Source organism: Calditrichota bacterium, from assembly GCA_013112635.1.
Classification (GTDB): domain Bacteria; phylum Calditrichota; class Calditrichia; order Calditrichales; family J004; genus JABFGF01.
On the sequence record JABFGF010000017.1, the window covers coordinates 12417 to 36609 of the forward strand.

A 24193-nucleotide genomic window follows, 5' to 3' on the forward strand; every position below is an offset into this window, starting at 1 on the left:
ATGAAAAAGACTCTTATCATCATTGGGGTAGTGGTGATTGTCAGCGCACTGTTTGTTGTTAGTCTGATGAAAGAAGAAAAAGGTATGGAAGTCTCAACAGAAAAGGTTGAGATGGGTACTGTAATTAAAAAAGTAACTGGTTCAGGTCAGGTTAAACCAGCAGTTGAAGTTAAAATAAGCGCGAATGTTTCCGGTAAAATAATCAACTTAACAGCTGAAGAAGGCGACGTTGTAGAAAAAGGACAGTTGCTTGTAGAACTGGAGCGTGATCAATACGAAGCATCTTTAAAAAGGGCTAATTCGGCTATGCTGTCGGCTATAGCGAATGAGAAAAAGGCTGCCAGTGATTTGGAGCGATCAAAAAAATTGTATGACCAGGGTTTAGTATCGGATGCGGAGTATGAAGCAGCTGTTGCAGGCTATGATGCCCAGCGGGGAAATCGTGAGCAGATGGAAGCTTCGAAAGAAGAAGCAACCGATCAATTAAGAAAGACCCGCCTGTATGCGACAATGGACGGCGTTGTAACAAAACTAAATAAAGAGCAAGGTGAAATCGCGATTGGTGCAACATTTTCTGAGGATGTAATTCTGATAGTTTCAGATCTTTCAGTGATGGAATCGGTAATTGAAATTGATGAAAATGAAGTAATCGGAATTTCGTTAAATGATACTGCGGTTGTTGAACTTGATGCTTTCCCGGATACAACGTTTAAAGGCATTGTAACTGAAATTGCCAACTCGGCAATCACCAAAGGATTGGGTACACAAGAGCAAATTACCAACTTTGAAGTGACAATTACCATCCAAAATGCTGATGCGCGCTTTCGTCCGGGAATGAGTACAACGGTTGATGTTTATACGGAAAAAGAGGAAAATATTTTGCGGGTTCCGATCCAATCTGTGACAGTGCGTGAAAAGAGCCGGCTTAATAAAAAGAAAAATGTTGAAGACAAAGCGGATGATGAAGAAGAGAGTAATGCCGATAAAGATGATAAGTCTATGGTAGAAGTAGTTTTTGTTGCAGAAGAAAACGAAGCCGTAGCAAAGCAGGTTAAACTTGGTATTAGTGATGATTCACATTATGCCATTTTAAGTGGAATAAATGAAGGTGAACAAGTTATCACAGGGCCTTTTAAAGCCATTAATAAAACACTTAAAAATGGTGACAAGATTAAAATTAAAGAGAAAGGTAAAAAAGATGCTGATTGATATGAAAAGCCTGTATAAGGTTTACGATCTTGGAGAGGCAGAAGTATTTGCTCTAAATGGTGTAAACGTTCAGATCGGGAAAAATGAGTATGTTTCAATTATGGGCCCTTCAGGTTCGGGCAAATCAACTTTGATGAATATTATTGGTTGCCTGGATGTGCCAAGTAAAGGCGAATATGTTTTAAATAGCAAAAAAGTAAATGAACTGGTTGATGACGAGTTGGCTGCTATCCGCAACAAAGAAATCGGTTTTGTATTCCAGACATTTAACTTGCTTCCCAGGGCAACAGCCTTACACAACGTGGAACTACCGTTGATTTACAATGGAACATCTCGAAACGAGCGAAAAGAAATTGCCAAGCAAACATTGGAAAAAGTTGGTTTGGGTGACCGCATGCATCACAAGCCTAATGAACTTTCCGGTGGACAGAGACAACGTGTTGCCGTAGCGCGCGCATTGGTTAATAATCCATCAATTTTATTGGCAGATGAGCCAACAGGAAACCTGGATTCTAAAACCGGTAAAGAAATAATGCAGCTTTTTGATGATTTGCATAATGCAGGGCATACAATTATCCTCGTAACGCATGAAGAAGATATTGCTCAGCATAGTCATAGAATTATTCGTTTGCTGGATGGTGGAATTGTTGCCGATGAGGCAGTAAAGCACTAATGACAGAAAATTGTAAGATTGAAAAAGAATAAAACAGCACATAATTATATTTTGTGTGCTTTCAAAATCTTTTTCATATATTCAGCCAGGCTTTATGTTTATATTCTTACAATATTCAATATTTCAGTAGATAAATCATGATTAAAAACAGTTTTGCCCTGATAGCAGAATATCTCAGGATGGCGAGTGTTGCGATTATCAGCCACAAAATGCGCTCGTTTCTTACAACGCTTGGGATTTTTATTGGCGTCACTACAATTATTACAATCTGGACAACCATCCAGGGTTTAAATAATTATATTAATAGTTCTTTATCCGCAATCGGCTCTTCGGTGGTTTATGTTGAAAAGTTTCCATGGGTTCCTACTGAAGAGTTTTGGACATACCGAAATCGCAAAAATATTACCTGGAAAGAATATGAGGCTATAGAAAAATATAGCACAGTTGCAGATTATGTAACTCCACAACTTGTCTCAATGAAGACCATCGGCTTTAGAGAAACAAAATTCGAAAACATTGCCGTTTTAGGCACAACAAATAATTTCATAGAAACATCAAGTGTTGAACCCGGTGAAGGCCGGTTTTTAACTGAAGTTGATGTACGTAATAAGGTGCCAGTGTGTGTTTTAGGAGCTGAGCTTGCCAAAAGATTATTTGATTCTAAATATCCGGTCGGTAATCGTATTAAAATTGACGGGTTAAAATACAGGGTAGTTGGTGTTCTCGAAAAACAGGGAGAGTTTTTTGGGCAAAGCAATGACAATTTCGCTGTTGTTCCAATCGGTACATTTAGGAATGCATTTGGCCAGCACCGTGGTTTACAAATTGCAGTTTTAACCGAAAACGCGGATAATATGGAAGACATGAAGGAAGAGCTGCGCGGTATTTTACGTAAAGTAAGAAAAGTAAAACCGGGTGAAAAAGATAATTTTTCTATAAACGAACAGACCCAGCTTACGGGACTTTATGAAAATGCGACTAAAACTTTATATGCGATAATTATCGTAATCGGTGCAATCTCCCTGCTGGTTGGCGGAATAGGAATTACAAATATTATGCTGGTTAGTGTAACCGAGCGTACAAGAGAAATAGGACTAAGAAAAGCAGTGGGTGCTAAACGAAAAAATGTCCTAAGCCAGTTTTTATTAGAATCTGTCGCCATTTCTTCCATTGGTGGTTTTATTGGGATTGGTGCCGGTATTTTTTTTGGTTCACTCATTTTAAGCGTGATGTCAGCAGAGGGCGGTGTTGCATTCAGTTCGATCGCAGTCGGATTTATTTTTTCAACATTAGTTGGGATTATTTCAGGATTTTATCCGGCATACAAAGCGGCCAATATGAACCCGATTGACTCGTTGAGATATGAATAAATAAAGACAATTGTCATTCTGAACGAAGTGAAGAATTCTATTTTGCGATGCTTCGACAAACTCAGCAGGACAAAAAATTTAAGGTAAAATGTTAAAAGATAATTTACGAATAGCGCTTGAACAGCTACAGTCTGGTAAACTTAGGTCTCTGTTAACTGTTCTTGGTATTACAATCGGGATAGCAACAGTTATTGCCATTGTTGCTGTTTTAGAAGGCTTTTTTGCTTCTATTTCAGCTGATCTGAATATTTTGGGTGCTAATACATTCCAGGTACAAAAGTGGGATGCTTTTGGCGGCATACAGTCAGGCGCCGGCGATCGGGAATATCGTAAAAATTTGAGTCCTCATTTAGCGGAAGCAGTTCGTGAAGAATGCGATTTGGTTTTAAATGCCGGAGCCGAAGTATGGAAAGGCGGCCAGTCGCTTCAATATAAAGATAAGCGGACTAATCCCAATTTAAGCCTGGCCGGTGGAGAGCCGGAGTTTTTTCCGAACAATGGCTATTTTATTGATCAGGGCAGGGCATTAACCCGAGAAGATGTAGCTAATCGAACAAAAAATATCGTATTGGGTATGGCTGCTGTTGAAAAGCTATTTCCATTTACAGACCCGATTGGAGAGTATATAAAATTAAAAGGTATAAAATTTAAAGTTGTTGGTGTTTTGGAAAAAATGGGCCAGCAGACTATTGGAAATAGTCAGGATAATTCAATCGTAATTCCGCTGACAACATTTGAAGGAATTTACGGCCGTGAGCGTTCGGCAAATATTACTATCAGCGTTAAAGATGTTGCCCGGTTTGAGGAAGCAAAAGATCAGGTAATTGGTGTAATTCGGCGGGAACGCAAAGTTGCACCGGGTGCGGCGAATGATTTTGCAATATTTTCAAATGATTCTCTTGTCGATACTTTTAGGGGAGTTGCAGATCAGGTTCAGGTAGCTGCTGCATTGCTGGGAATGGTTTCCCTCCTTGTTGGAAGTATTGGTGTTATGAATATTATGCTGGTAACAGTAACTGAAAGAACCAGAGAGATTGGTATACGCAAAGCAGTTGGCGCAAGACGAAGTACAATTCTCGTACAATTTTTAAATGAATCTGTTTTATTAAGCCTGGTTGGTGGTGTTTTAGGGATGCTGATAGGTTTTGGATTAGCGTTTTTAGCGAATATGTTATTGGATGTTCCCTTTGTAGTCCCAATCTGGATTGTAATTGCGGCTGTTTTTATTACTAGCCTTGTTGGACTTGGGGCAGGGTTGTACCCGGCAGCAAAAGCCGCTAAGATGGATCCAATTATTGCTCTTGGTTATGAGTAAGCCCTTTTAATTTATCATTAATTTTGAATCCTACAAAAAGTAAGATACTCACCACTAATCCTGGAATAAAAGGCTCCAGTTCCATTGGATAATCAAAACCATTAAATGCCCCAAAGATAAACCACGCAGCACTTGTCAAAAATCCCGAAAGCATAATTATAACCACATGCCTTCCTGCTAATCTAAATTTTGGATTTACGGCTGATAATACCGGAATTAGTAAAGGCGGAATAAACAAGCTGCCCAGGTTATACCAGAGTGAAACCACGGATGGAAATAACCAAATCAACAATAATGCGATAATTGCCGTCAATAGCAGGCCAAGCTGAGTATAATGTTCAACTTCTTTATCCGAATCTTTCTTGTTCCAAAAAGCTATAATATCACGCCCAAATGTTTGCGCGGAAAGAAATGAAAAACTATCTACAGTGGACATTGCGGTTGCCAATAAGGCCAGGATAAAAATGCCTTTTAAAACAGGCGGTAAAACTTGTTCTGCAATTAACGGATAAATCATAATGGGATCGGCATTTGTTAAAATATTTGTAGCATAAATGCCGGTCCATAAAGTGAGCATATCAAATACAAACCAAAATAAAATGGAAACAAGAATTGCTTTTTTTGCTGTGGCCGGATTTTTTGCTGCTGCTGTTCGCTGATGGAATCCCGGATCTATAAAAGTCCAACTGGCAATAAAAAACCATACCAACATATTTTGAAAAGATAATCCACCGCTTAAACTTTGATGGTTTTGGCTTAACTGAGAGAATTGATTTATTGGGTTTCCAAATTGATTAACCAGGAAAACAAATAATAAAATAAAGCCACCAAACATTAAAATAAACTGAAATTTATCAGTTTGAACAACAGAGTTAAAGCCCCCTTTAAAAAGGTAAATTATAGAAAATAGCGTAGCTCCAATCACAGAAAAGAGAAGAGGTATGTTAAGCATATAGCTGATTAAAACACCTGTGATTAAAATGTATGGAGCAGGTGATGTTATAAATAAAATAAATAAACTTCCCAGAAGTCCTGCTAGGTTTCCAAAATTTTTATAAAGTAAATCGGGGATGGAAATGTATTTTGCCTGACGGATTTTTGGGGCAATAAAAAGAGCAAATAAGATTGCAAAAAAGTAATATGGAATACCAAAAATTACCCACGCCGAAACACCTGTGGTATAAATAAATTCACCTACACCAAGAATACCACCATACCAAGTTGTTACTAAAGTGGCAACTAAAGACGGAAGGCTTAATGAACGGCTGCTAAGCAAATATTCTTCCTGAGACGGACTTTTTTGACGGGCTTTCCAGCCAAGAAAAAGCAGCACAGAAATGTATGCTATAAAAAGAAAAAGGTCTGTGTTCAATAGATTGTTACTTGTTGAGTTTTGAATTATGTATTGCGGTCTTTATTAAGTTCATAAATTAGTAGCTTGCCTTTATCAAATTTAATTTCTGCCTCGTCTTCACAAATTTTGTTACTGACACCTAAAAATGGTGGGACCAAATTGTTTCGGTCCAAAGGAAATTCAAATCCGCTTAGGTGAATATTTGAAACGTCCACAAGTGAAAAGAGTGAAACGGTCTGCCCTTTTTTATTTTTAAATCTTGTTGTTCCCGGTTTAAGGGATGTGAATGTACCATAGTTATCATGCATGATTAATTTTGTATCGGAAGCATAGCTGTTTAGTATGATAATATTTCCAAGGCTATGGTCAGTGCGCTTTCCAAAGGAGGCACATATTTCAATTGTTTGGGGATTTAGGGTTGCGGCGTGTGCTAATGCTTTTTGAATGTCTGTTGTATTTTGATCAGGGATGCGCAGAATGTTTGTTGATTTGGAAATGCTTATAGGAAACGAATTGAAAGAATCTAAATCTCCAATGAGGCAGTCAGGGATAATATTATTTGCCAGGCATATATCCAAACCACCATCAGCTGCAATTACATAATTGGCACTCTTTACAAGGTTTTTCAAAAAACGTCCGTCAGGAACTTCTCCATTGGCAATAATCACAATTTTCTTCATTCCATCTCCATTAACTCAAGGTTACAAATTCTGTAATTAAAGACTTATTTTTAGAGTTGTAAAATAGTTAATACCAGCCGCCGGAAAGAAGGCGTTCCCTTCGCCAAAAGCTAAATATTTCTTGTCTAGCAGGTTGTTGATTCGAGCTTGCAGGGTAATATATTTAAACCCAATCTGCTTGAAATTATAATTTGCATCAAAATTTATAACTGAATAAGCATCAAGTTTGTTCTTAGAATCTTTTAAATTATCTGTATACGATTCGCCAACATATTTTGCAGAAAGTGATACAAAAACCTCTTGCCAATTGTAACTAACCCTTGCATTAGCCAGCAAATCCGGGAAACCTGCGATTGGGTTGCCATCTAAAATAATTTCTTCATTTTCAGATTTGAATTGGCTGTATTTTTTTAGCTCATTTTTACTATAGCTCAGATTGCCACTAATAGAGATCTGTGGTAGCGGAGTATAGCCCCCGCTTAATTCTATCCCATAGTGAACTGTTCTTTCGGCATTGCCGGTAACTGGTTGGCCAAAACGATCAATCTGTCCGCTTTTAATAATTTCATCACGAAAATCCATATAATAAAAATTCAAAGCCCCGCTTAACTTTTGCGAATTATAACCAAATCCAAATTCCATTCCGGTCAATATTTCTGGTTTCACAAGTGGTTTATCAAAATTAATTGTGCTGTCAGAGTTCAGGCTAAATTTTGGCACAACAGGGCCCCAACTTTCAGGTGTACTTGCTTCCGCAGCATCATATAAATTTTTTAAACGGGGTTCGCGGGTAGTGCTATACAAACTAAAATATGTGTTTGTTTGGGGTGAGAGGTTGTAATTTATCCCGATCCTGGGGTTAATAAAATTGTATGGCACGCTAAAATCATTGCCTAAAAATTTTTCATCAAAAATATGATACCTTTTCCAGGCATATTGTAAATCTGCCTGCAAGGTTATGTCTTCATACCACTCGTAATTTTGGTGATAATAAAGGGAAATAACATCTTTGCCACCATTGTATTGATAATATCGCCGGGCTCCATTCCCTACCACTTCATCCGGCAAACCACTTCCTTTTTGTAATCGGCCCCAATGCAAAGAACGGTGATGACGTAGCTCTGCACCAAAAAGCATTGTTCCTTTCTCTGTTTTAACTGTAAGTTGGGGGAGCCAGCCAATCTGGTCATTATCTACAAAGGCGCGGATTAGAGCATCTCCGGGGATAGAATCAACAGAATAGCCAAATTCCGGTGTCAGGCGAAAATAACTTTCAGAGCCCCAGCTGCCATCATAATCAAAATAGCCATAACCTTTTACATAGAAAAAGTTGTTGTTTAAAGTAAATCTTTTACTTAATTGCCACTCGTGTAAAACTTCCAGATGTGGCTGGTTAAAATTTTCGACCTCGTCTTTACGCCGTTCGCCAAAATAGGTCACTGTTTTTTCGCTCTCATCCAGGCCAAAATAGCTCCAGTTATATTTGCGTTTCTTCGAATCCTTATTAAAGATTTTAGGAAGTCCGTTATAAGAGAGCCCGTCTTTTATTGGGCCGCCATAAAAATGAATGCGTAAATTACTGTTATCATCATAGCGGGCTGCGCCAAGGAAAAAAGTTGTAAAATCTACCCAGGAACGATCGCGATAGCCATCACTCTCTATTTTGGAGAAACGGCCATAAAGAATATATTTATCGGCCAGTAAACCACTGTTTAATGCAAAGTATGATTTCCTGGTATTAAAAGATCCCATTCCAAACGATGCGTCTATTTTAAAATCGGGTGAGAAATGATCGGTTTTTATATTGATAGAGCCGCCAATGGCCGGAGGTCCGTAAAACGCATTTCCAGCTCCACGCTGAACCTGGATTGTTTGAATATTCGAGGTAAGATCTGAGTAATTATGCCAGTAATTGTTATGATCTTCAGGATCATTTTGTGGGATTCCGTTTACAAGAACAGAAATGCGTCTTTGCCCGAAACCACGGATACTGATATAGTTATAGCCAACACCGTTGCCGCCATCACTGTAAAATGTTGTAGATGGAAGCTCGGATAATAGTTCTGGAATATCCTGGGTGCTGTACTGTTTGTCCAGCTCCTTTTTTTGTATGCTGGAATAAGTAATCGCTGTTTCCCTGCCCTGGGCTTGTGTGGCAATTGTTGTTACAATAGGACCATCCAAAATGGCCTGGCTTAGGGTTACATTTAGTGTTGTGTCCTGGTTTAAACTAAACGTTTGCTTTTGTTCTGCATATCCAACAAAACTAAAGATGAGCGTATATTCTGCACCTGGCAAATCGGAAATTTTATAATAACCATTTTCTGCAGAGGTTGTACCGGAAGCAGTATTTTCAAGATAAATATTTACTCCGCTGATCGGATAATGTGCGCTACCGCTAATTTTACCTTCAATTGAGTAGGTTTGTGCCAAAGAAAAGGTAGCAGATAAAAAGACTAATAAGAATATATTAAAGAATTGTTGCATTGAAGATTTCTCCATTTTTCCCTTAAAATAAATTGAAATTGAAGTATAAATTTGGCAAAAAAAAAGTCTGCCGGGTCGGGCAGACTTTGTTTTTTAATGCTTCCTACGCCGGTATAAGCCGGTTCAGGTTCAAAGGGTCTGCTCTCAGTCCGTCGGCTGACGGACACCCCTGCTTATGTTTTCGATTTCTGGAATGTACGCAATTCAATTTGTCAAAACAAAGAATTGTTGATTTGTACATTCAAAATCATGAAAAATAACATTGCCTATTTAAAGTAGTAGGTGTTCGACAACCAGATTAAATATTTTTTGCAGTTAACCACCTAGATTAAAATTCATGAGGGAATTATGTAAAGAAATTGCTCTTAAGAATTGCTTTTCATAGTCGATAAAACCTACCGACAAAACCTTGACTTCCAGGAGAAACGAAATGAGTCATCGCCAGTTTTATCTTTTTTTTCTTACCCTGTTTCTTATCAATTTTTTATTCAGCTCGGAAATTTATAACCCTCAAATTGAAGATCCCATTCTCGAGACATGGCGCTGGCGGCATTTAAATGAGTTAGATGGAAAAGGTGTTCGCTGTATTGAGGAAGATAACAATCAGGTGATGTGGTTTGGATCGGACAAGGGAGTCATCAGTTATAACGGCCTTGAGTGGAAAATTTATGGAAATGAGGACGGTATTAGTGGTTTGCCGGTTTTTTGTGTGAAAGCTATTTCAGATGGCCGGATTATAGCTGGTTCTAGCGCTGGTTTCAGTATATGGGAAAATCAAAAATGGACGCCGGCTTTTAGCGATTCTGCAGCCTCCGGTTTAATTGTAAATGAAATAATAGAACTTATTGATGGGACTGTTCTTTGTGCTACAAATTATGGTTTGATCCATATAAAAAAGAATGAGCAAATTTTTTATTTCGATCAAAATGGATTTGATCAATTTGAAACCATAATTCCAACTAATTCCTTATTCTTGATTGATACATCTTTAACATTGAAACCACGGTTTAACATTGCGAGTCTGGTTCAAGGTAAAAATGGTAATATTTGGTTTGCAACTGGATATGATAACGGCCGATCTGGGAGGATTATTAAGACACGATTAGGTTCAGATGGCAATTTGAAAAATTTTAATGTATTTCATGAGGAGAGTGTTAAGGATAAATTTTTTAATGGAACTCATTTATTTGAAAGTGAATCCGGAACCTTGTGGAACATCCCTGAGCAGTTTGACCAGGGACTAACACGATTTTCGCATGGGCAATCGGATGTAAAAACATTGAGTAAATTATTCGGTGGAGACAATGTTTATACAAGTATAATTCAGGTCTCAGATGGTACTATTTTTATGGGCGGTTTTGGACGGTTTTTTACCTATAAAAATAATCAGTGGAAATTATATCAGGCACCTGCCATTCCTGTTCCGTCATCTAATCGAATATTGTTTTTTGAAGATTCACGTGGAGATGTTTGGTTAGCCGGAAAGCAGAATGAAGTTTTCCTATTAGAATATTCTACAAAAAACTGGGCTACTTATTCAAACCTTAATTATCAGGATCAAACTAAAGATGGTGTTACCTGGTTTGTTGATGTTTATGGAAAGGTTGTAAAAAAAGAGAACGACTCCTGGACGGCGTACGGTAAAGAGGATGGGCTCATGTCGCACCCTGTCAGGGTTTTTATCTCAAGTCATGGACAGGTTTGGGCTTCGGGAAGTGATAAGGGCACAGCATGTGTGGCATATTTAAAAAATGATTATTGGATTAAAAAAATATTTCCTCAATTATCCTGGGGGATCGACACCAGAAGCGTTTACGAAGATTTTAGTGGGGCTCTTTGGTTCGGGTGCAATATTGATATTCAGCCTAAAAAGGGGCATTTGGGTGGTGTGATAAAATTACCAGATCCTCAAAATAACCCGGGCCATTTCATTCAATATCGTTTACCACAAAAAGAAATGGGAGTTTATGGAATTGGCCAATCGAAAGATAATAAACTTTGGATTGCCGGCGTGAATGGATGTTATTTTGATGATGAACAATGGCGGCCAATCACTGATCCAAAAGAATTTCAATATCACACAGATTGCATGTTTACCAGCCAGGATAGCATACTGTGGGTTGGCTCCAGGAATTATGGATTATTTAGGTATGATGGCCTGGAATGGACAAATTTCACCATGGAAAATGGTTTATCAAATAATTCAATTACCAGCATTTATGCCAGCTCTGATTCATTAATCTGGGTATCTACTGCAAAAGGCATTAGCCGGTTTGATGGAAATAGCTGGAATAACAATATTTTTCCCACTGAATTAAACATTCAAAAAGAAGGTGGGGAGATACGAATGGGGCGTGATGGAACTTTGTGGATAAATAACTCTTCCCGTGATTGGAACAGACGTTTGTTAACAGGTATATCTGTTGAAAAATTGATAGATTCTGGATTTAGGGTAGTTTTTTATCATCCTGATGAAAGAGCACCGGAAACATTAGTTGGGCGCTATGAGCAGGAAGTCTCATCTACAGGGAACACATCAATATCATGGACAGGAAGCGACCCGTATTCCAAAACATCAGTTGAGAACCTGCAATACTCATTTCGAATGGACAAAGGTAAATGGACAAGTTTTTCAAATGAAAACAGCAATTTCTTTTCTGAATTGAAACCAGGCGATCATCTCCTTGAGGTTCGTGCAAGGGATATGGATTTTAATGTTGATCTATCCCCACTTAAAATACGGTTCAATGTGTTGTATCCTTTTTATTTGAGGCCTGCTTTTTATATTCCAATTATTTTACTTTCTGTGCTGAGCGGATTGCTATTATTAAGGGTTATCAGGCGTGGACGCGAAATTAGACAGGCAAAGAAAGAAACAGATAATATTCTCAAAAATATAGAACAAGGTCTTTTCTTACTCGATCACAATAATCAACTTAGTTCACAATATTCAGAATTTTTAAAAAAGGTTTTTAAAGAAGATAGTTTAACAAATCTAAGCCTGATTGAATTGTTAAAGGGAAAAGTTTCTGATGATATAATAGAAGGCACAGTTTCTTTTCTAGAAGTAATGCTTCTCCAGGATGTGGACCAACAAATGTTGGATGACTTAAATCCCTTAAACCAGGTAAAATTTGAATATCAGGGTAGCAACGAATCCAGGTTTTTTTCTTTTAGGTTTAGACGAATTCAATTAACTGGAAATGCTAAAAATGAGCATAATTTGATTGTCGTTGTTCAGGATATTACTGAAAAAATCACATTAGGAAAGAAGCTTGAAAAAGCAAAAGAAGATGCCGATCTGCAAATGAACTTGATGTTGAGTATCTTGAATGTGGAACCAGGCTTATTAGACGAATTTTTAAATAATGCTGAAAATGACATTTCTAATATTTCCTCTGTGCTTGAAAATCCAAATATATACAATAATCCAAAAGATAGCTTAGAAGCAATTTACCGATCCGTACATTCACTTAAAGGGAATGCTGGCTTGCTATCATTAAATGTTTTTGCAGATCTGGCACACAGTTATGAAGATAAAATAAGCGAACTGCAAAAAAAGGAAAAATTGAATTCTGATGATATCATTTATTTAAAAGATAATATGAAAAATATTACAAAATCTTTATCTGATATTCATGGATTGCTTGACCGGATAAGTACTATCCATAACAAAATGCAAACAAAAAGTGAAAATAACGAAAAACACTTATTAAAATCCCTGGAAAACTTAGTACGCCGGGTTGCGAAAGATGAAGGCAAAAATGCAAAATTAATTTACGAAGGGTTTCAATTACAAGATATACCAAAAAGCAATCAAAAATTAATAGTTGATATTTTGATTCAGCTAATTAAGAACTCTGTTGCACATGGAATTGAATCCAATGATGATCGAAAGAAACTAAAAAAGGATAAAGTCGGCAAAATTGAATTGTCCAGTTGTAAAAGCGATGGTGAATTTGGAATCATAATAAGAGATGATGGCTACGGTTTAAAACTTGATAAACTTAGAAGTAAGGCGATTGAATCAGGGAAATTCTCAAATGAAGAAATAAATAATTGGTCAAAAGAATTGTTAGCAGATACAATATTTACATCTGGGATATCTACGACTGATCAGGCTAATTTGAGTTCCGGACGCGGAGTAGGATTGGATGCAGTAAAAGAAATTGTTAAATCATTGCATGGAAAAATTACTGTGGATTTTGAAGAAGATGAGTTTTGCCAATTTAGTGTTATGTTTCCTACATACCAAGAAGGCACCCATCAGGAAAAATAAACTCACTTTATTTTAGAGGCTTCATTCAGTAATTGCGAGGCATTATCCAAAGCCTGTTGGGAAAGTGATACACCGCCTAACAAGTTAGCAATCTCAGAAACCTGGTCTTCAAAATCGAGAGTGTTTATTGAGACTTTAGTAATGCCGGCCTCGGCTTTTTTATCAACTTTGAAATGACTATCGGCAAAAGCAGCGATTTGAGGTAAATGAGTGATGCAAATTACCTGGTGATATCTGGAAAGCTCACTAATTTTTTTACCAACAATTTGGGCTACTTTTCCTGAAATTCCGCTGTCAATTTCATCAAAAACCAAAACAGGCATTTTATCTTTTTCAGCTAATACAGATTTTAATGCCAGCATAATTCTTGAAATTTCCCCACCGGAAGCAATTTTATTTATTGGTTTAATTCCTTCACCTGGGTTTGGTGAAAAGTTGATTAGAATTTGATCAAATCCTGTTGGGAAAAGTTTTACTTTCTGCTGGCCGATTTCAAATGGACTATCACCAAAGGAAACACTTTCCTGAACAAATTCAAAGCGACTGTCCTTCATACCAATCTCATCAAGAAAAGCACTTAATTTTCGTTCAAATTCCCGTGCTGCTTCTTTTCTTTTTTGAGAAAGTTCAATCCCGCTATCCAAAATTATCTTTTCGATTTGTGATTTTTCTTTTTTAAGATTTGCAAGGTGCGAGTCATAATTTTCAATTTCATCAAGCTTGGTTTTTAACTCGTTTTTAAAACTTAGTAAATCAGGAATGTCAGATTTCTGGTACTTTTTTAGAAGGAATTCAATTTGTGCAATATGCTGCCTTAAAGATTCCGCTCTTTTAGGATCAAATTCCAAATTGCTCAAATAGCGTTCGCTAAACTGCCCGATCTCTTCAATTGTTTCCCGGGATGAAATGAGATTTTTTAAGAGTTCTTCAAATTGGTGATCAATAGCGGCTAAATTTTTTAAATGGTTTTCTGATTCGGTAACCAATTTGGTGGCGTTTATTTCACCCAATGTCAGATTGTCAATTAAAAACTGGGCCGATTGATGAACTTTTTCATAATTAGATAAAATAGCCAATTCATCTTTCAACTGAACGAAATCTATTTCTTCCAGCCCGGCTTCTTCAATTTCTCCGATCTGAAAATTATACAAATCTTTCATTTGTAATGCTTTGGCCCGCTCATCCTCTAATCTTTTTAGATCGTTTTTTAGTGTTTGGTAATTCTTTACCATAGTACCAAAATCATTTACGCTACTTTGCAGGCTTGCGAATGAATCAAGATAGCTTAAGTGGTTTTCCGGATGTAATAAAACCTGGTGTTGGTGTTGTCCATGTAAGTCAATTAAAAATGTGCTTATCTGGTTTAAGCTACTCAAATGAACGGGCGTATCATTTAAAAAAATTCTTGATGATCCGGATTGGTTAATTTCCTTTCGTATTAAAAGTATGTTATCCTCAATTTCGATTTCCAAATGTTGTAGATGTGGAATAATCTCAGGGCGTTCAGAGAGGTTAATTTCAGCCTCGATAACAGCTTTTTTTGAACCGGCTTTTATAAAATCCAGGTTGCTTCTTTCACCACACAATTGACTAATAGCGTTTACAAGAATTGATTTTCCCGCGCCACTTTCACCGGTAAGAATATTTAATCCTTTTTGGAACAGGATTTCAGAATTATCAATTAAAGCAAAGTTTTTTATTAATAAAGATTTTATCATATTAACATATTTGATTGGTCTGTAATTTTGGTGCTAATTATTTATTAGTACATTTTTATTTGCGTACAACGGCAATTTTTCCTGCTACTGATTTCCCATCTTCAGTAAATGCCAAAAATAAATAAATCCCGCTGGAAACAGAATTTCCGTTGTTATCTTTTCCGTTCCAGGTTGCTCTGCTGCCCTCAACCTGTTTGTTTTTTGTGGTAAGCTGTCTAATTAGATTACCATTAATATCCAATATTTTTACAATAGAATTTTCTTTTAACTTTTTAATTATAAACGGAGTGTTTTTATCACCTATAATAAATGGGTTTGGCCCAGCTTGCACATTGTTATAGTTATCCTGTATTTCTGAAAAAGATCCTCTAAAGATGGAAATGCCATGTTCGGTTCCAATAAGGGTTTCAGAATTTTTTTTATCAACAAAAACGCTATACACAGTATTGCTTATCAAACCGCTGTTTTCTGTAGTATACGTGGTCCATGCTCCTGTTTCAAAAGCACTGAAGCCGCCTTTAAGTATAGTCAATCCTCCGGAAGTGGCTATCCATTTATTATTAAATTCATCAGTAACCACTTGGCTTATCACGTCATTAGCAGGACCATTTTCACCAAAATGCCGGAAGAGGTTTAGACCGTCATAGGAATGTATTCCGCCTTCTGTTCCAATCCACATAATGCCATCATTATCTTTGGCCAACGAGGATATTTTATCACTAGTAAGAGCACTATTACTAGATTGAAACCTGAATAACTCATCATCCCCTTTATTAAAAAGTGTGTTATTGTGATTTAAAATATATATGCCATCGCCATTGGTGCCAATCCAGAGATATCCAAAATCATCAAATGCAATTGAAGATATTCCTCCTTCATCAAGAGAAATTCTATCAGCAATACCAAAGTACGCCCATTTTTCCGGCGAGAGATCCAATTGTCCGTTACTATTGTAGGGCGCAGAGACAATATAGTTTCCATTTGAAGCATAGGAGTTTACTATCCATAAGCGTCCATTTGGACCTTCTGTAAAAGCAGTTATAACTTCGTAGTCAATTGTTGGATCTCCAACATGACTAAAGAACCCTTGATAATCTGTAGAAATTGGAGAAATTGGATTATGTATAATAGTATCTTTTGTTGTAGCTATCTGTGTACCACTATGCTGATGGTTGTGAAAGTAGTTATAGCTCTGACCATTAAAAACGGCAATGCCACCACCCCAGGTTGCTAGCCAAACATTTTTAAAACGATCTTGGTGAATATAATTCGTGTTACCAAGCTTATTCCAGCTTGCCCCACTATAAGTATAGTTTGTCCAGATTCCTTCATTGTATAAATAATAACCTTGGGTAGGTGTCAATTTAAATTTACCACTACTTGCCCAAATCCTGTCATTGTCATCACGAATAATAAATCGAACATGATTTTCTAAGGGACCTTCCAGAGTAATTGAGATATTGTTTTCTTTGTTAAATATTCCACCTTTTGTATGGCCACTCCAAATACTATTATTACTATCCACTGAAAGAGATGTAATATTTTTTGAATATATTGATGTATTTTGAAGCCCACTTGATGGTGAGTAGCTAAAAATCTGAGACCCGTTTGCAACCAGTAAATTATCTTCATCATACCCAATATGTGTAATTTCTGCTCCGGTAAATAATCCATTGTTTTCTATTGAGTTTTCATTTGAAACATAAGCCAAGCCATTATTTGTACCAAGCCAGAGTTTTTCCTCAAATACGGATAAAGATAAAATATTCTGATGAGGTAATCCGTCAGCTGTAGTGTATAATACCCAGTTCTGTGGATCACTTAGTGTAACAGTTGTGAAATCGGATGGAGCGCTCAAGAGCCCAATATCTGTAGCCAGCCAAACCCGTTTATTAAAAATGGCAATTTCGTTTATAGATGAGATAAGATCAGGAAAATTCACAAAAAAGTCATTAAACTCGTATTGCCCATTTTTTCTAACAAATGTGGCGATTGTTTTTCCGGGTAAACCTTTGTTTTCTGTGGCAACCCAGAGTGTATCATCTTTTATATAAAGGTCATTAACATCAACCCCCTCAAACGTAAGGTTTGTCCACTCATTTGTAACAGGGGTATAATCCTGGATAAAACCATCTTTTCCACCAAAAATAACATGCTCATGTTTATCAACTACAACAGATTGTAATTTTATTGATTGCAAACCATTTGTATTCGTCCATTTCCGGATTTCAGTTGTTTGTATATTATAAGAAAAGGCACCACCATTTGACACAGCCCAAACAGTATTATTAAGAATCGCTGTGTCTGTTATATCATTCATATTAGTAATGGATTCCCAATCCTGAAATTGGGCGAGAGTTTGGTTTATAATAAACAGTAGAAATAAAAAAGATTTTAACATAATACTTAGCTTCATTTATAATATAGATGAGATTTTCGTTTTAATGTTTAGAACACATTATAATAATTTTTAATATACGAAAAGGTAAAATTTTATCCGCTAATAAAAAATCCCTATCAAAAATTTTAGTTATAAATATAATCTTTTATGCATTTGTTGACAAAACGGCAATATCATTTTTTTATAAATTCTTCAGTAGAAATGAGCAAACCAGAAATTTGTTCATTGCAAATTGACCTTCAGCAGGCCAGCTATTAGATTAATTTTCAAATTAGGCAGTTTTCGGCGTGATAAATTATGAAACAATTTTTATTCCTGACATCCTTTTGTTTTCTATTATTTTCAAATGTTCTGGCACAAAAATCTAAATTTGACCAGATCTTTTTGCAAGATGGATTGTCACAAAGCCATGTTAGCGACATTCTTCAGGACAAGTTTGGATATATTTGGTTTGCAACCCACGATGGCCTTAACAGATATGATGGATACAATATAAAAATATTTCGCCACGATCCGGGTGAACCGGGTTCAATAAAAGGCAATTGGATAAATAATATTTATACGGATAGTCAGGGAAGAATCTGGTGTGTACTTGGAATTGGCGGGGTGAGTATTTATAACCCCAAAACAAATTCTTTTACTTATCTTAATAAAAACAAAAGTGAAGTATCTTTAGTCGATGATCTGATTTTAGATTTTTGCGAAGATTATCAGGGCAATGTCATTTTAACCACACCAAAAGGTTTGAATATTATCCCGGCCAACTTTTTAATTAATCCAGAATCAAAAATTTTAAGCTTTTCTAAAGCGACTGTCAAATGTGCGGTAGATAGTTTTAATGGTGTTTGGGGATTAGCGGCAGATGGATTGTTATATCGCTTTACTATATTTGGAAATACGATGAGCCCACATGAGCTTATTTATAATGAGAACATTGATGACAAGAATATATCAAACCTTGGTCCAAATCAGCTCTTTGTTCATAATGGCAATTCTATCTGGCTAACAAAAGGCTCAGGTCAGATTGTTAATTATGTAATTCAAGATGACCAGCAAATAAAGGAAGGTGTTTATTTTCAAACCGAGAATAATGATGATGTTATAGCAATAAAAAGTATCAATTCTTCAGTTTATTTTGTCACAAAAACAGGGGGGCTTTATTCAAATAACATGGGTAAGTTTACAAAATTACAAGCCTTCTCATTTATACTACGGTCTGTGGTTTCAGACAAAAAGGGGATTCTGTGGTTGATTTCCAACTCGAATGAGCTAATCCAGTTTAATGTAAATGATAATGCAACTGATAGATTTTCTATGGGCGAAAGTTTAACATCACGCGATTTTACTACAGCTCTATTCACAGATAATTCGCAAAATATCTGGATTGGAACAAATCGAAAAGGAGTTTTGAAATTCAGCCCAAATAAAGTTTTATTTCAACATTTTGTTGGTGATAAAAACAATCCATTGGTTACTTCCTTTGCAGAAAAGTCAAAAAATGAGATGTATATCGGGACATTTGGGGCAGGATTGTTTTTGTATAATTCCCGAGAAAAATCATTAACTAACATATCCAAGGAACCGTCACATATATCAAGCCTGGAAATAGATAAGAAAGGTAGTTTATGGTTAGGTTCTGCAAATGGTGTTGTCTTTAAAATAGAGCAATCCGGATCTCAAATTTTTAAAACAAGCATTTCAGCAGGGTACAATATTCGTGATATACTAAAATGGGAAAACAATCTTTATCTGGCAACCGATGGCAAGGGGCTTGTCAAATATAATCTGGCTAAAAAAACGTATAAGTATTTTGAGGTTAAATCTGATGGGCGCGGAACAAGTTCCCATTTTGTATGGGCACTTCATCGGGATAAATATGATAAAATTTGGCTAGGAATGGCAGCTGGTGGTCTAAACAGGTACGATCCACAATCAGGTCGATTTGATTATTTTTTTGATGACCCACAAAATAAAGCTGCACTTAATAATAAAACTGTTAATACGATGTATGAAGATTCTGATAACCTGTGGCTTGGTACTTACAGCGGTGGTTTAAATAAGCTTTCATTAAATACCTTAACTTTTTCTGCTATAACCCAAAAAAATGGTATTAGTGGTAATATGATCACCGGAATTATACCTGGTAATAACAATTCTCTTTGGTTGGCAACGAACAATGGAGTAACTCAATATAATATTGTTTCCGGCAAAAGTAAGCTATATGATATCAGTGATGGTTTGCAAAGCAACGAGTTTTATCCTGGAGCGTCTTATAAAAGTACTGATGGCCATATATATTTTGGAGGTATTAATGGCTTTAATTTTTTTAGCCCTGATAGCATAAATAAAAATCCCAATCCACCGGATATTATAATTACCGGTTTTAATGTGCATAATCAACCAGATAGTATTTTAACCGGGTTGTACAATTTTCCTATGACTGGTGGTGAAGAGATTATTCTTGATTATGATCATAACTATATTTCAGTTGAGTTTAGCGCGACAGATTTCACATCGCCCGCAAAAAACCAATATGCATACAGATTAACCCCAATTGATGAAAAGTATTTGTATATTGGTAACCGTCATCATGCCAGTTATAATAATCTGGATCCCGGTTCATATTCTTTAACCATAAAAGCATCAAATAACCATGGTGTTTGGAACGAAAATGGTATTTCTATAAAACTAATTATCAAACCTCCTTTTTGGCAAACAGTGTGGTTTTATATTTTAATTTTTGTTCTGCTAACAAGTATGCTCATTTTTTCCCATCGCCGCAGGGTTAAGGCCAAGCTGAAACGCGCGTTAGAGATTGAACATATTCGTGAAGAAGAGCAAACCCGAATCCGTATAAAAACAGCCCGTGATTTTCATGATGAAATGGGACATCGTTTGACACGCATTTCGATGCTCACTGAACTAATCAGCCGTAAAGAAAATAAATACTCCAAAGAGTTTAAATACCTTTTAAGCCAGATTAGTGATAATGCAAACAATCTGTATCTTGGTGCCAGGGATTTTATTTGGGCAATTGATCCGAGGAATGATTCTTTTTATGAGATGGCAATCAGGATGAAAGATTTTGGTGATGAACTTTATGACAGCACCGGGATCGATTTCCGTGTTAAGGGCATTATAACATCCCTTGAAATTGTTAATATGAGCATGGATTTACGCCGGCAAATACCTTTAATATTTAAAGAGGGGATGACTAATATTTTAAAGCATGCTCAAGCTAAAAATGTTCAACTGCAATTTGACCTGCAAGACTCAAAATGTTCAGTAATTTTGAAGGATGATGGTGTTGGTTTTGATATGGAAAGAGCATCTTCAGGGCTTGGTTTGCAAAATATTCAAGACCGTGCAAAAAAGATTGGTGCACTAATATCAATTGTTAGTAGTCCGTACAATGGAACAACTATAACCTGTACAACAAATGTCACCCAAATTGAGGGATTGATTGTAAAGAGAGACAGGGGTAAAGTAAATTCATGAAGCTTAAAATTAATATCTCACTTGTTGAGGATGATAATCTAATCAGGAGCGGTTTGGTTACGCTAATATCTGAAACAGAAGAATTTAGTTTATGTGGTGACTATTCAAATTGCGAAGACCTCCTTGATGATATTGAACAAAATACACCAGGCATTATCCTGATGGATATTGATTTACCCGGTATTTCCGGTATTGAAGGTGTTAAAAAAGTAAAGCTTAAATTCCCACAAATTGATATTATAATATTAACAGTTCACGAAAATGATGATTTGGTTTTTGAAGCCTTGTGTAATGGTGCCTGTGGATATTTAACAAAAAACATAAAACCGGAAAGATTGTTGGAATCGATCCGTGATGTTGTAAATGGAGGTTCACCAATGAGTACAAATATTGCTCGCATGGTTGTCCGCTCTTTTCAAAAAAATATAGAATCACCATTAACCAACCGTGAAACAGAAGTTTTGAATCTCTTATCCCGTGGTAAAAGCTATAATATGATCGCTGATGATATTTTTATAAATAAAGAAACTGTTCGTACGCATATTAAAAATATCTACCGCAAACTGGAAGTGCATTCCAAAGCAGATGCAATAGAAAAGGCTATAAAACAAAAGCTTATTTAGATCCAATCACTCGTTATTAACGTTTAATTACCACTCACATCCCAAATCATGCCATTCATCCATATCCCCTATTTTGGGTGATATCCTATGCTGACTTTAGCCCCTATTTTAGGTTTAATTCATAAAACCAAAATACGGAGGCAAATATGTTACGAGTTTTACTTTTTCTTAGCTCCATGGCATTTTTACAGGCCCATACATTTACAAAAATAACTGATGAATCGAACCCGATTGTAAGCACTCAAACAGGGCAAAATTATTCCGGGGCAGCCTGGATAGATTATAACAATGATGGTTTGCTCGATTTATTTGCAACTCCGACGCATTTGTTTAAAAACCTTGGTGATGGAAGTTTTGAAACAATTTTTAGTGATTTAGGAAGTTTGCAAAACTCCAATCTTGGTACAGGGACCAGTTGGGCAGATTTTGATAACGATGGTGATTTGGATTGCTTCATTTCAGGAAATCCATCCATCCTTTATCGTAATGACGGCAATGATCAATTCAATCCAATGCTGGAGGGAGATTTAAGTACAGATGTTGCTAATCGAGGCTGGGCTTGTGCCTGGGCAGATTTTGATAATGATGGATACACAGAAATATTTATAACACATCCCGCTGGATTTGTTGGTCCTTCTTTGACATCCCACTTTTTTATAAATAATACAAATGGCATTTTTACTAAAAACAGCGAATATGAGTTCTCAACAAAACAGGCTCCTTACACTGTTGGGATATGGTCTGATTATGATTTGGATGGCGATATAGATTTATTTATCGGAAGTGGCCCGGCGGGTACACCAGGGCCGGATCATATTTATGATAATTTATTGGTTGATACCGGCACAGCTGGTTTTTCACCAATCCAAACATCTCCGCTTGATGGTTTGCAGGATGGCCAGGTTTGGAACTGGATCGATTATGATAATGATGGTGATTTGGATGCATTTTTAACAAACTATGGAGGTGCACCAAACCGCTTTTATAGAAATGATGATGGGCTTTATACAAGCTTATCTAATGCGCTGACCGGCAGCGGTTCTATGCTGGCAAACTCCTGGGCAGATGTTGATAATGATGGGGATCTTGATGTGGTTTTAACCGGGGATACAGGTAATGGGTTCTACATAAATAATGGAGATGGCACTTTTTCAAGTGTAGCGAATGAAATAGCCGGATTAGTTTCAGTTGGTGCTACATGGGGTGATTATGATAATGATGGTGATTTGGATTTGTTTTTATCTGATGGTAATCAACTAAATAATTCGCAGGCACTCTTCCAAAATGAAATAGGTCCAGAGAATAATTGGCTAAATGTTTCTCTGGCCGGAACAGTATCAAATAATGCAGCAATTGGGGCGAAGGTCAGAATTAAAGCAATTATTAGTGGAAGTGCTGTTTGGCAATTTAGAGAAGTGTCTGCACAGAATAGTTTTAACAGCCATAATAGTCTGCGATTGCATTTTGGTCTTGGAGACGCCGAAAACGTAGACTCACTTCAGGTTCTTTGGCCGTCGGGACAAATAACAAATATGGAAAATGTTTCGAGCAAACAGTTTCTTTCGATTACCGAAGAAATTCCACCTGGTTTTTTTAGGGCAAATTTTAAAGCTGATTTAAGAAAACATCTTGGAAAAAAAGTAGAGGTAAATTTTACCGATTTAACAGTTACTGGGATTGATAATCCTGCAACATCCTGGAGCTGGGATTTTAACAATGATGGGGTAGAAGATGCATCAAATCAAAACCCTGCTTGGATATACGATTCAGTGGGCACTTATTCTGTAAAACTAATTATATCAGATGGATCTGAAACAAAAGAAAAGCTGATGCCAAATTTCTTCACATTGAACCGGAGTCCAGGAGTCCCAATTATCACTAACCTCACGCCTAATTTTGTTGACACTACAATTGAAAAACAGAAAACAATTAATTTTGCAGCCGCAGCAAAAGATACAGCAGGTTACGATCTGTTTTATTCATGGAGCTTAAATGGAAGTGTTAAAGGATTAGACTCAGTTTATAATTACAAGTCAACCTCATTTCGACTACCTAAAACAGATACCGTGGCGGTTTCAATTTCAAATGGGTTTAATTCAATCAGTTATTCTTGGTTGGTAAATATAGTCCATGAAATTACAACTATTGGAGATGATGAAAACGAAGTTCCTTTAAAATTTGCTCTGAATCAGAACTTTCCAAACCCATTTAATCCCAAAACCATAATTGCGTATCGGCTAAAATCAAACAGCTATGTAGAGCTTGCAGTCTACAACGTAGTTGGTCAAAAGGTTAAAACATTGGTGAATCAAAACGAAAGTAAAGGATTTAAAGAGGTGAACTGGAATGGAAAAGATGCTTTGGGCAATTTAGTGGGATCTGGATTATATTTTTACTCGCTGGTAGTTAAAAATGGATCGAACATAGTTTTTAAACAAAACCGAAAAATGCTTTTTGTAAAATAGTATCAAATGATACCATAGCTTGTCTTTTTAGAACATTTAATTGCCTAAAGGGATGAGCTCAATATACTGTTGAACGACGCGTTTAGACAAGCGTGTAATTAAAGAAATAGAATTAATATCA

At 36.5% G+C, this 24193-nt stretch carries 13 protein-coding genes and 1 riboswitch; of the genes, 8 read left to right on the top strand and 5 right to left on the bottom strand.

The window, feature by feature from the left end; all coding sequences use genetic code 11:
- The 4 genes from HND50_22005 (at position 1) to HND50_22020 (ending at position 4567) form a co-directional block, all read left to right on the top strand.
- Positions 1-1209: an efflux RND transporter periplasmic adaptor subunit gene (locus HND50_22005; GenBank protein NOG47926.1), complete on the top strand. Its 1209-nt coding sequence runs from the start codon at positions 1-3 to the stop codon at positions 1207-1209.
- On the top strand, positions 1202-1882 hold the full coding sequence (locus tag HND50_22010) for an ABC transporter ATP-binding protein (protein NOG47927.1): 681 nt from the start codon (positions 1202-1204) through the stop codon (positions 1880-1882). Before HND50_22005 ends, HND50_22010 begins: the two co-directional genes overlap by 8 nt.
- Before the next feature lie 137 nt (positions 1883-2019).
- Positions 2020-3252 (top strand): FtsX-like permease family protein, encoded by a 1233-nt coding sequence (locus HND50_22015; GenBank protein ID NOG47928.1) that lies wholly within the window; start codon positions 2020-2022, stop codon positions 3250-3252.
- An 88-nt stretch (positions 3253-3340) separates the two neighbouring features.
- Positions 3341-4567: an FtsX-like permease family protein gene (locus HND50_22020; GenBank protein ID NOG47929.1), complete on the top strand. Its 1227-nt coding sequence runs from the start codon at positions 3341-3343 to the stop codon at positions 4565-4567.
- Here the strand turns inward: HND50_22020 and HND50_22025 are convergent.
- From HND50_22025 to HND50_22035, 3 genes are read right to left on the bottom strand one after another with little or no spacing between them, the layout of a single operon-like run.
- Positions 4545-5939 (bottom strand): sodium:solute symporter family protein, encoded by a 1395-nt coding sequence (locus HND50_22025; GenBank protein NOG47930.1) that lies wholly within the window; start codon positions 5937-5939, stop codon positions 4545-4547. The genes HND50_22020 and HND50_22025 overlap by 23 nt on opposite strands.
- Before the next feature lie 26 nt (positions 5940-5965).
- Positions 5966-6601 (bottom strand): thiamine diphosphokinase, encoded by a 636-nt coding sequence (locus HND50_22030; protein NOG47931.1) that lies wholly within the window; start codon positions 6599-6601, stop codon positions 5966-5968.
- A gap of 36 nt (positions 6602-6637) precedes the next feature.
- Positions 6638-9088 (bottom strand): TonB-dependent receptor, encoded by a 2451-nt coding sequence (locus HND50_22035; GenBank protein ID NOG47932.1) that lies wholly within the window; start codon positions 9086-9088, stop codon positions 6638-6640.
- Positions 9089-9171: 83 nt separating this feature from the next.
- Positions 9172-9269, bottom strand: a riboswitch (TPP riboswitch).
- A gap of 249 nt (positions 9270-9518) precedes the next feature.
- Here HND50_22035 and HND50_22040 point away from each other — a divergent pair.
- Positions 9519-13367: a hypothetical protein gene (locus tag HND50_22040; protein NOG47933.1), complete on the top strand. Its 3849-nt coding sequence runs from the start codon at positions 9519-9521 to the stop codon at positions 13365-13367.
- A gap of 2 nt (positions 13368-13369) precedes the next feature.
- Here the strand turns inward: HND50_22040 and recN are convergent, their stop codons facing one another.
- Positions 13370-15085, bottom strand: a complete 1716-nt coding sequence (gene recN, locus HND50_22045) for a DNA repair protein RecN (GenBank protein NOG47934.1) — start codon at positions 15083-15085, stop codon at positions 13370-13372.
- 55 nt (positions 15086-15140) lie between these two features.
- Positions 15141-17486 carry a hypothetical protein gene (locus HND50_22050; GenBank protein ID NOG47935.1) on the bottom strand — a complete coding sequence of 782 codons (2346 nt, stop codon included), beginning with the start codon at positions 17484-17486 and terminating at the stop codon, positions 15141-15143.
- A 297-nt stretch (positions 17487-17783) separates the two neighbouring features.
- On the opposite strand from HND50_22050, the gene HND50_22055 reads away from it, so the two are divergent.
- The 3 genes from HND50_22055 to HND50_22065 all read left to right on the top strand — a co-directional run bounded on the left by HND50_22055 (position 17784) and on the right by HND50_22065 (position 24072).
- Positions 17784-20984: a hypothetical protein gene (locus HND50_22055; GenBank protein ID NOG47936.1), complete on the top strand. Its 3201-nt coding sequence runs from the start codon at positions 17784-17786 to the stop codon at positions 20982-20984.
- On the top strand, positions 20981-21607 hold the full coding sequence (locus tag HND50_22060; GenBank protein ID NOG47937.1) for a response regulator transcription factor: 627 nt from the start codon (positions 20981-20983) through the stop codon (positions 21605-21607). Before HND50_22055 ends, HND50_22060 begins: the two co-directional genes overlap by 4 nt.
- Before the next feature lie 146 nt (positions 21608-21753).
- Positions 21754-24072: a PKD domain-containing protein gene (locus tag HND50_22065; GenBank protein ID NOG47938.1), complete on the top strand. Its 2319-nt coding sequence runs from the start codon at positions 21754-21756 to the stop codon at positions 24070-24072.
- Positions 24073-24193: the final 121 nt, after the last annotated feature.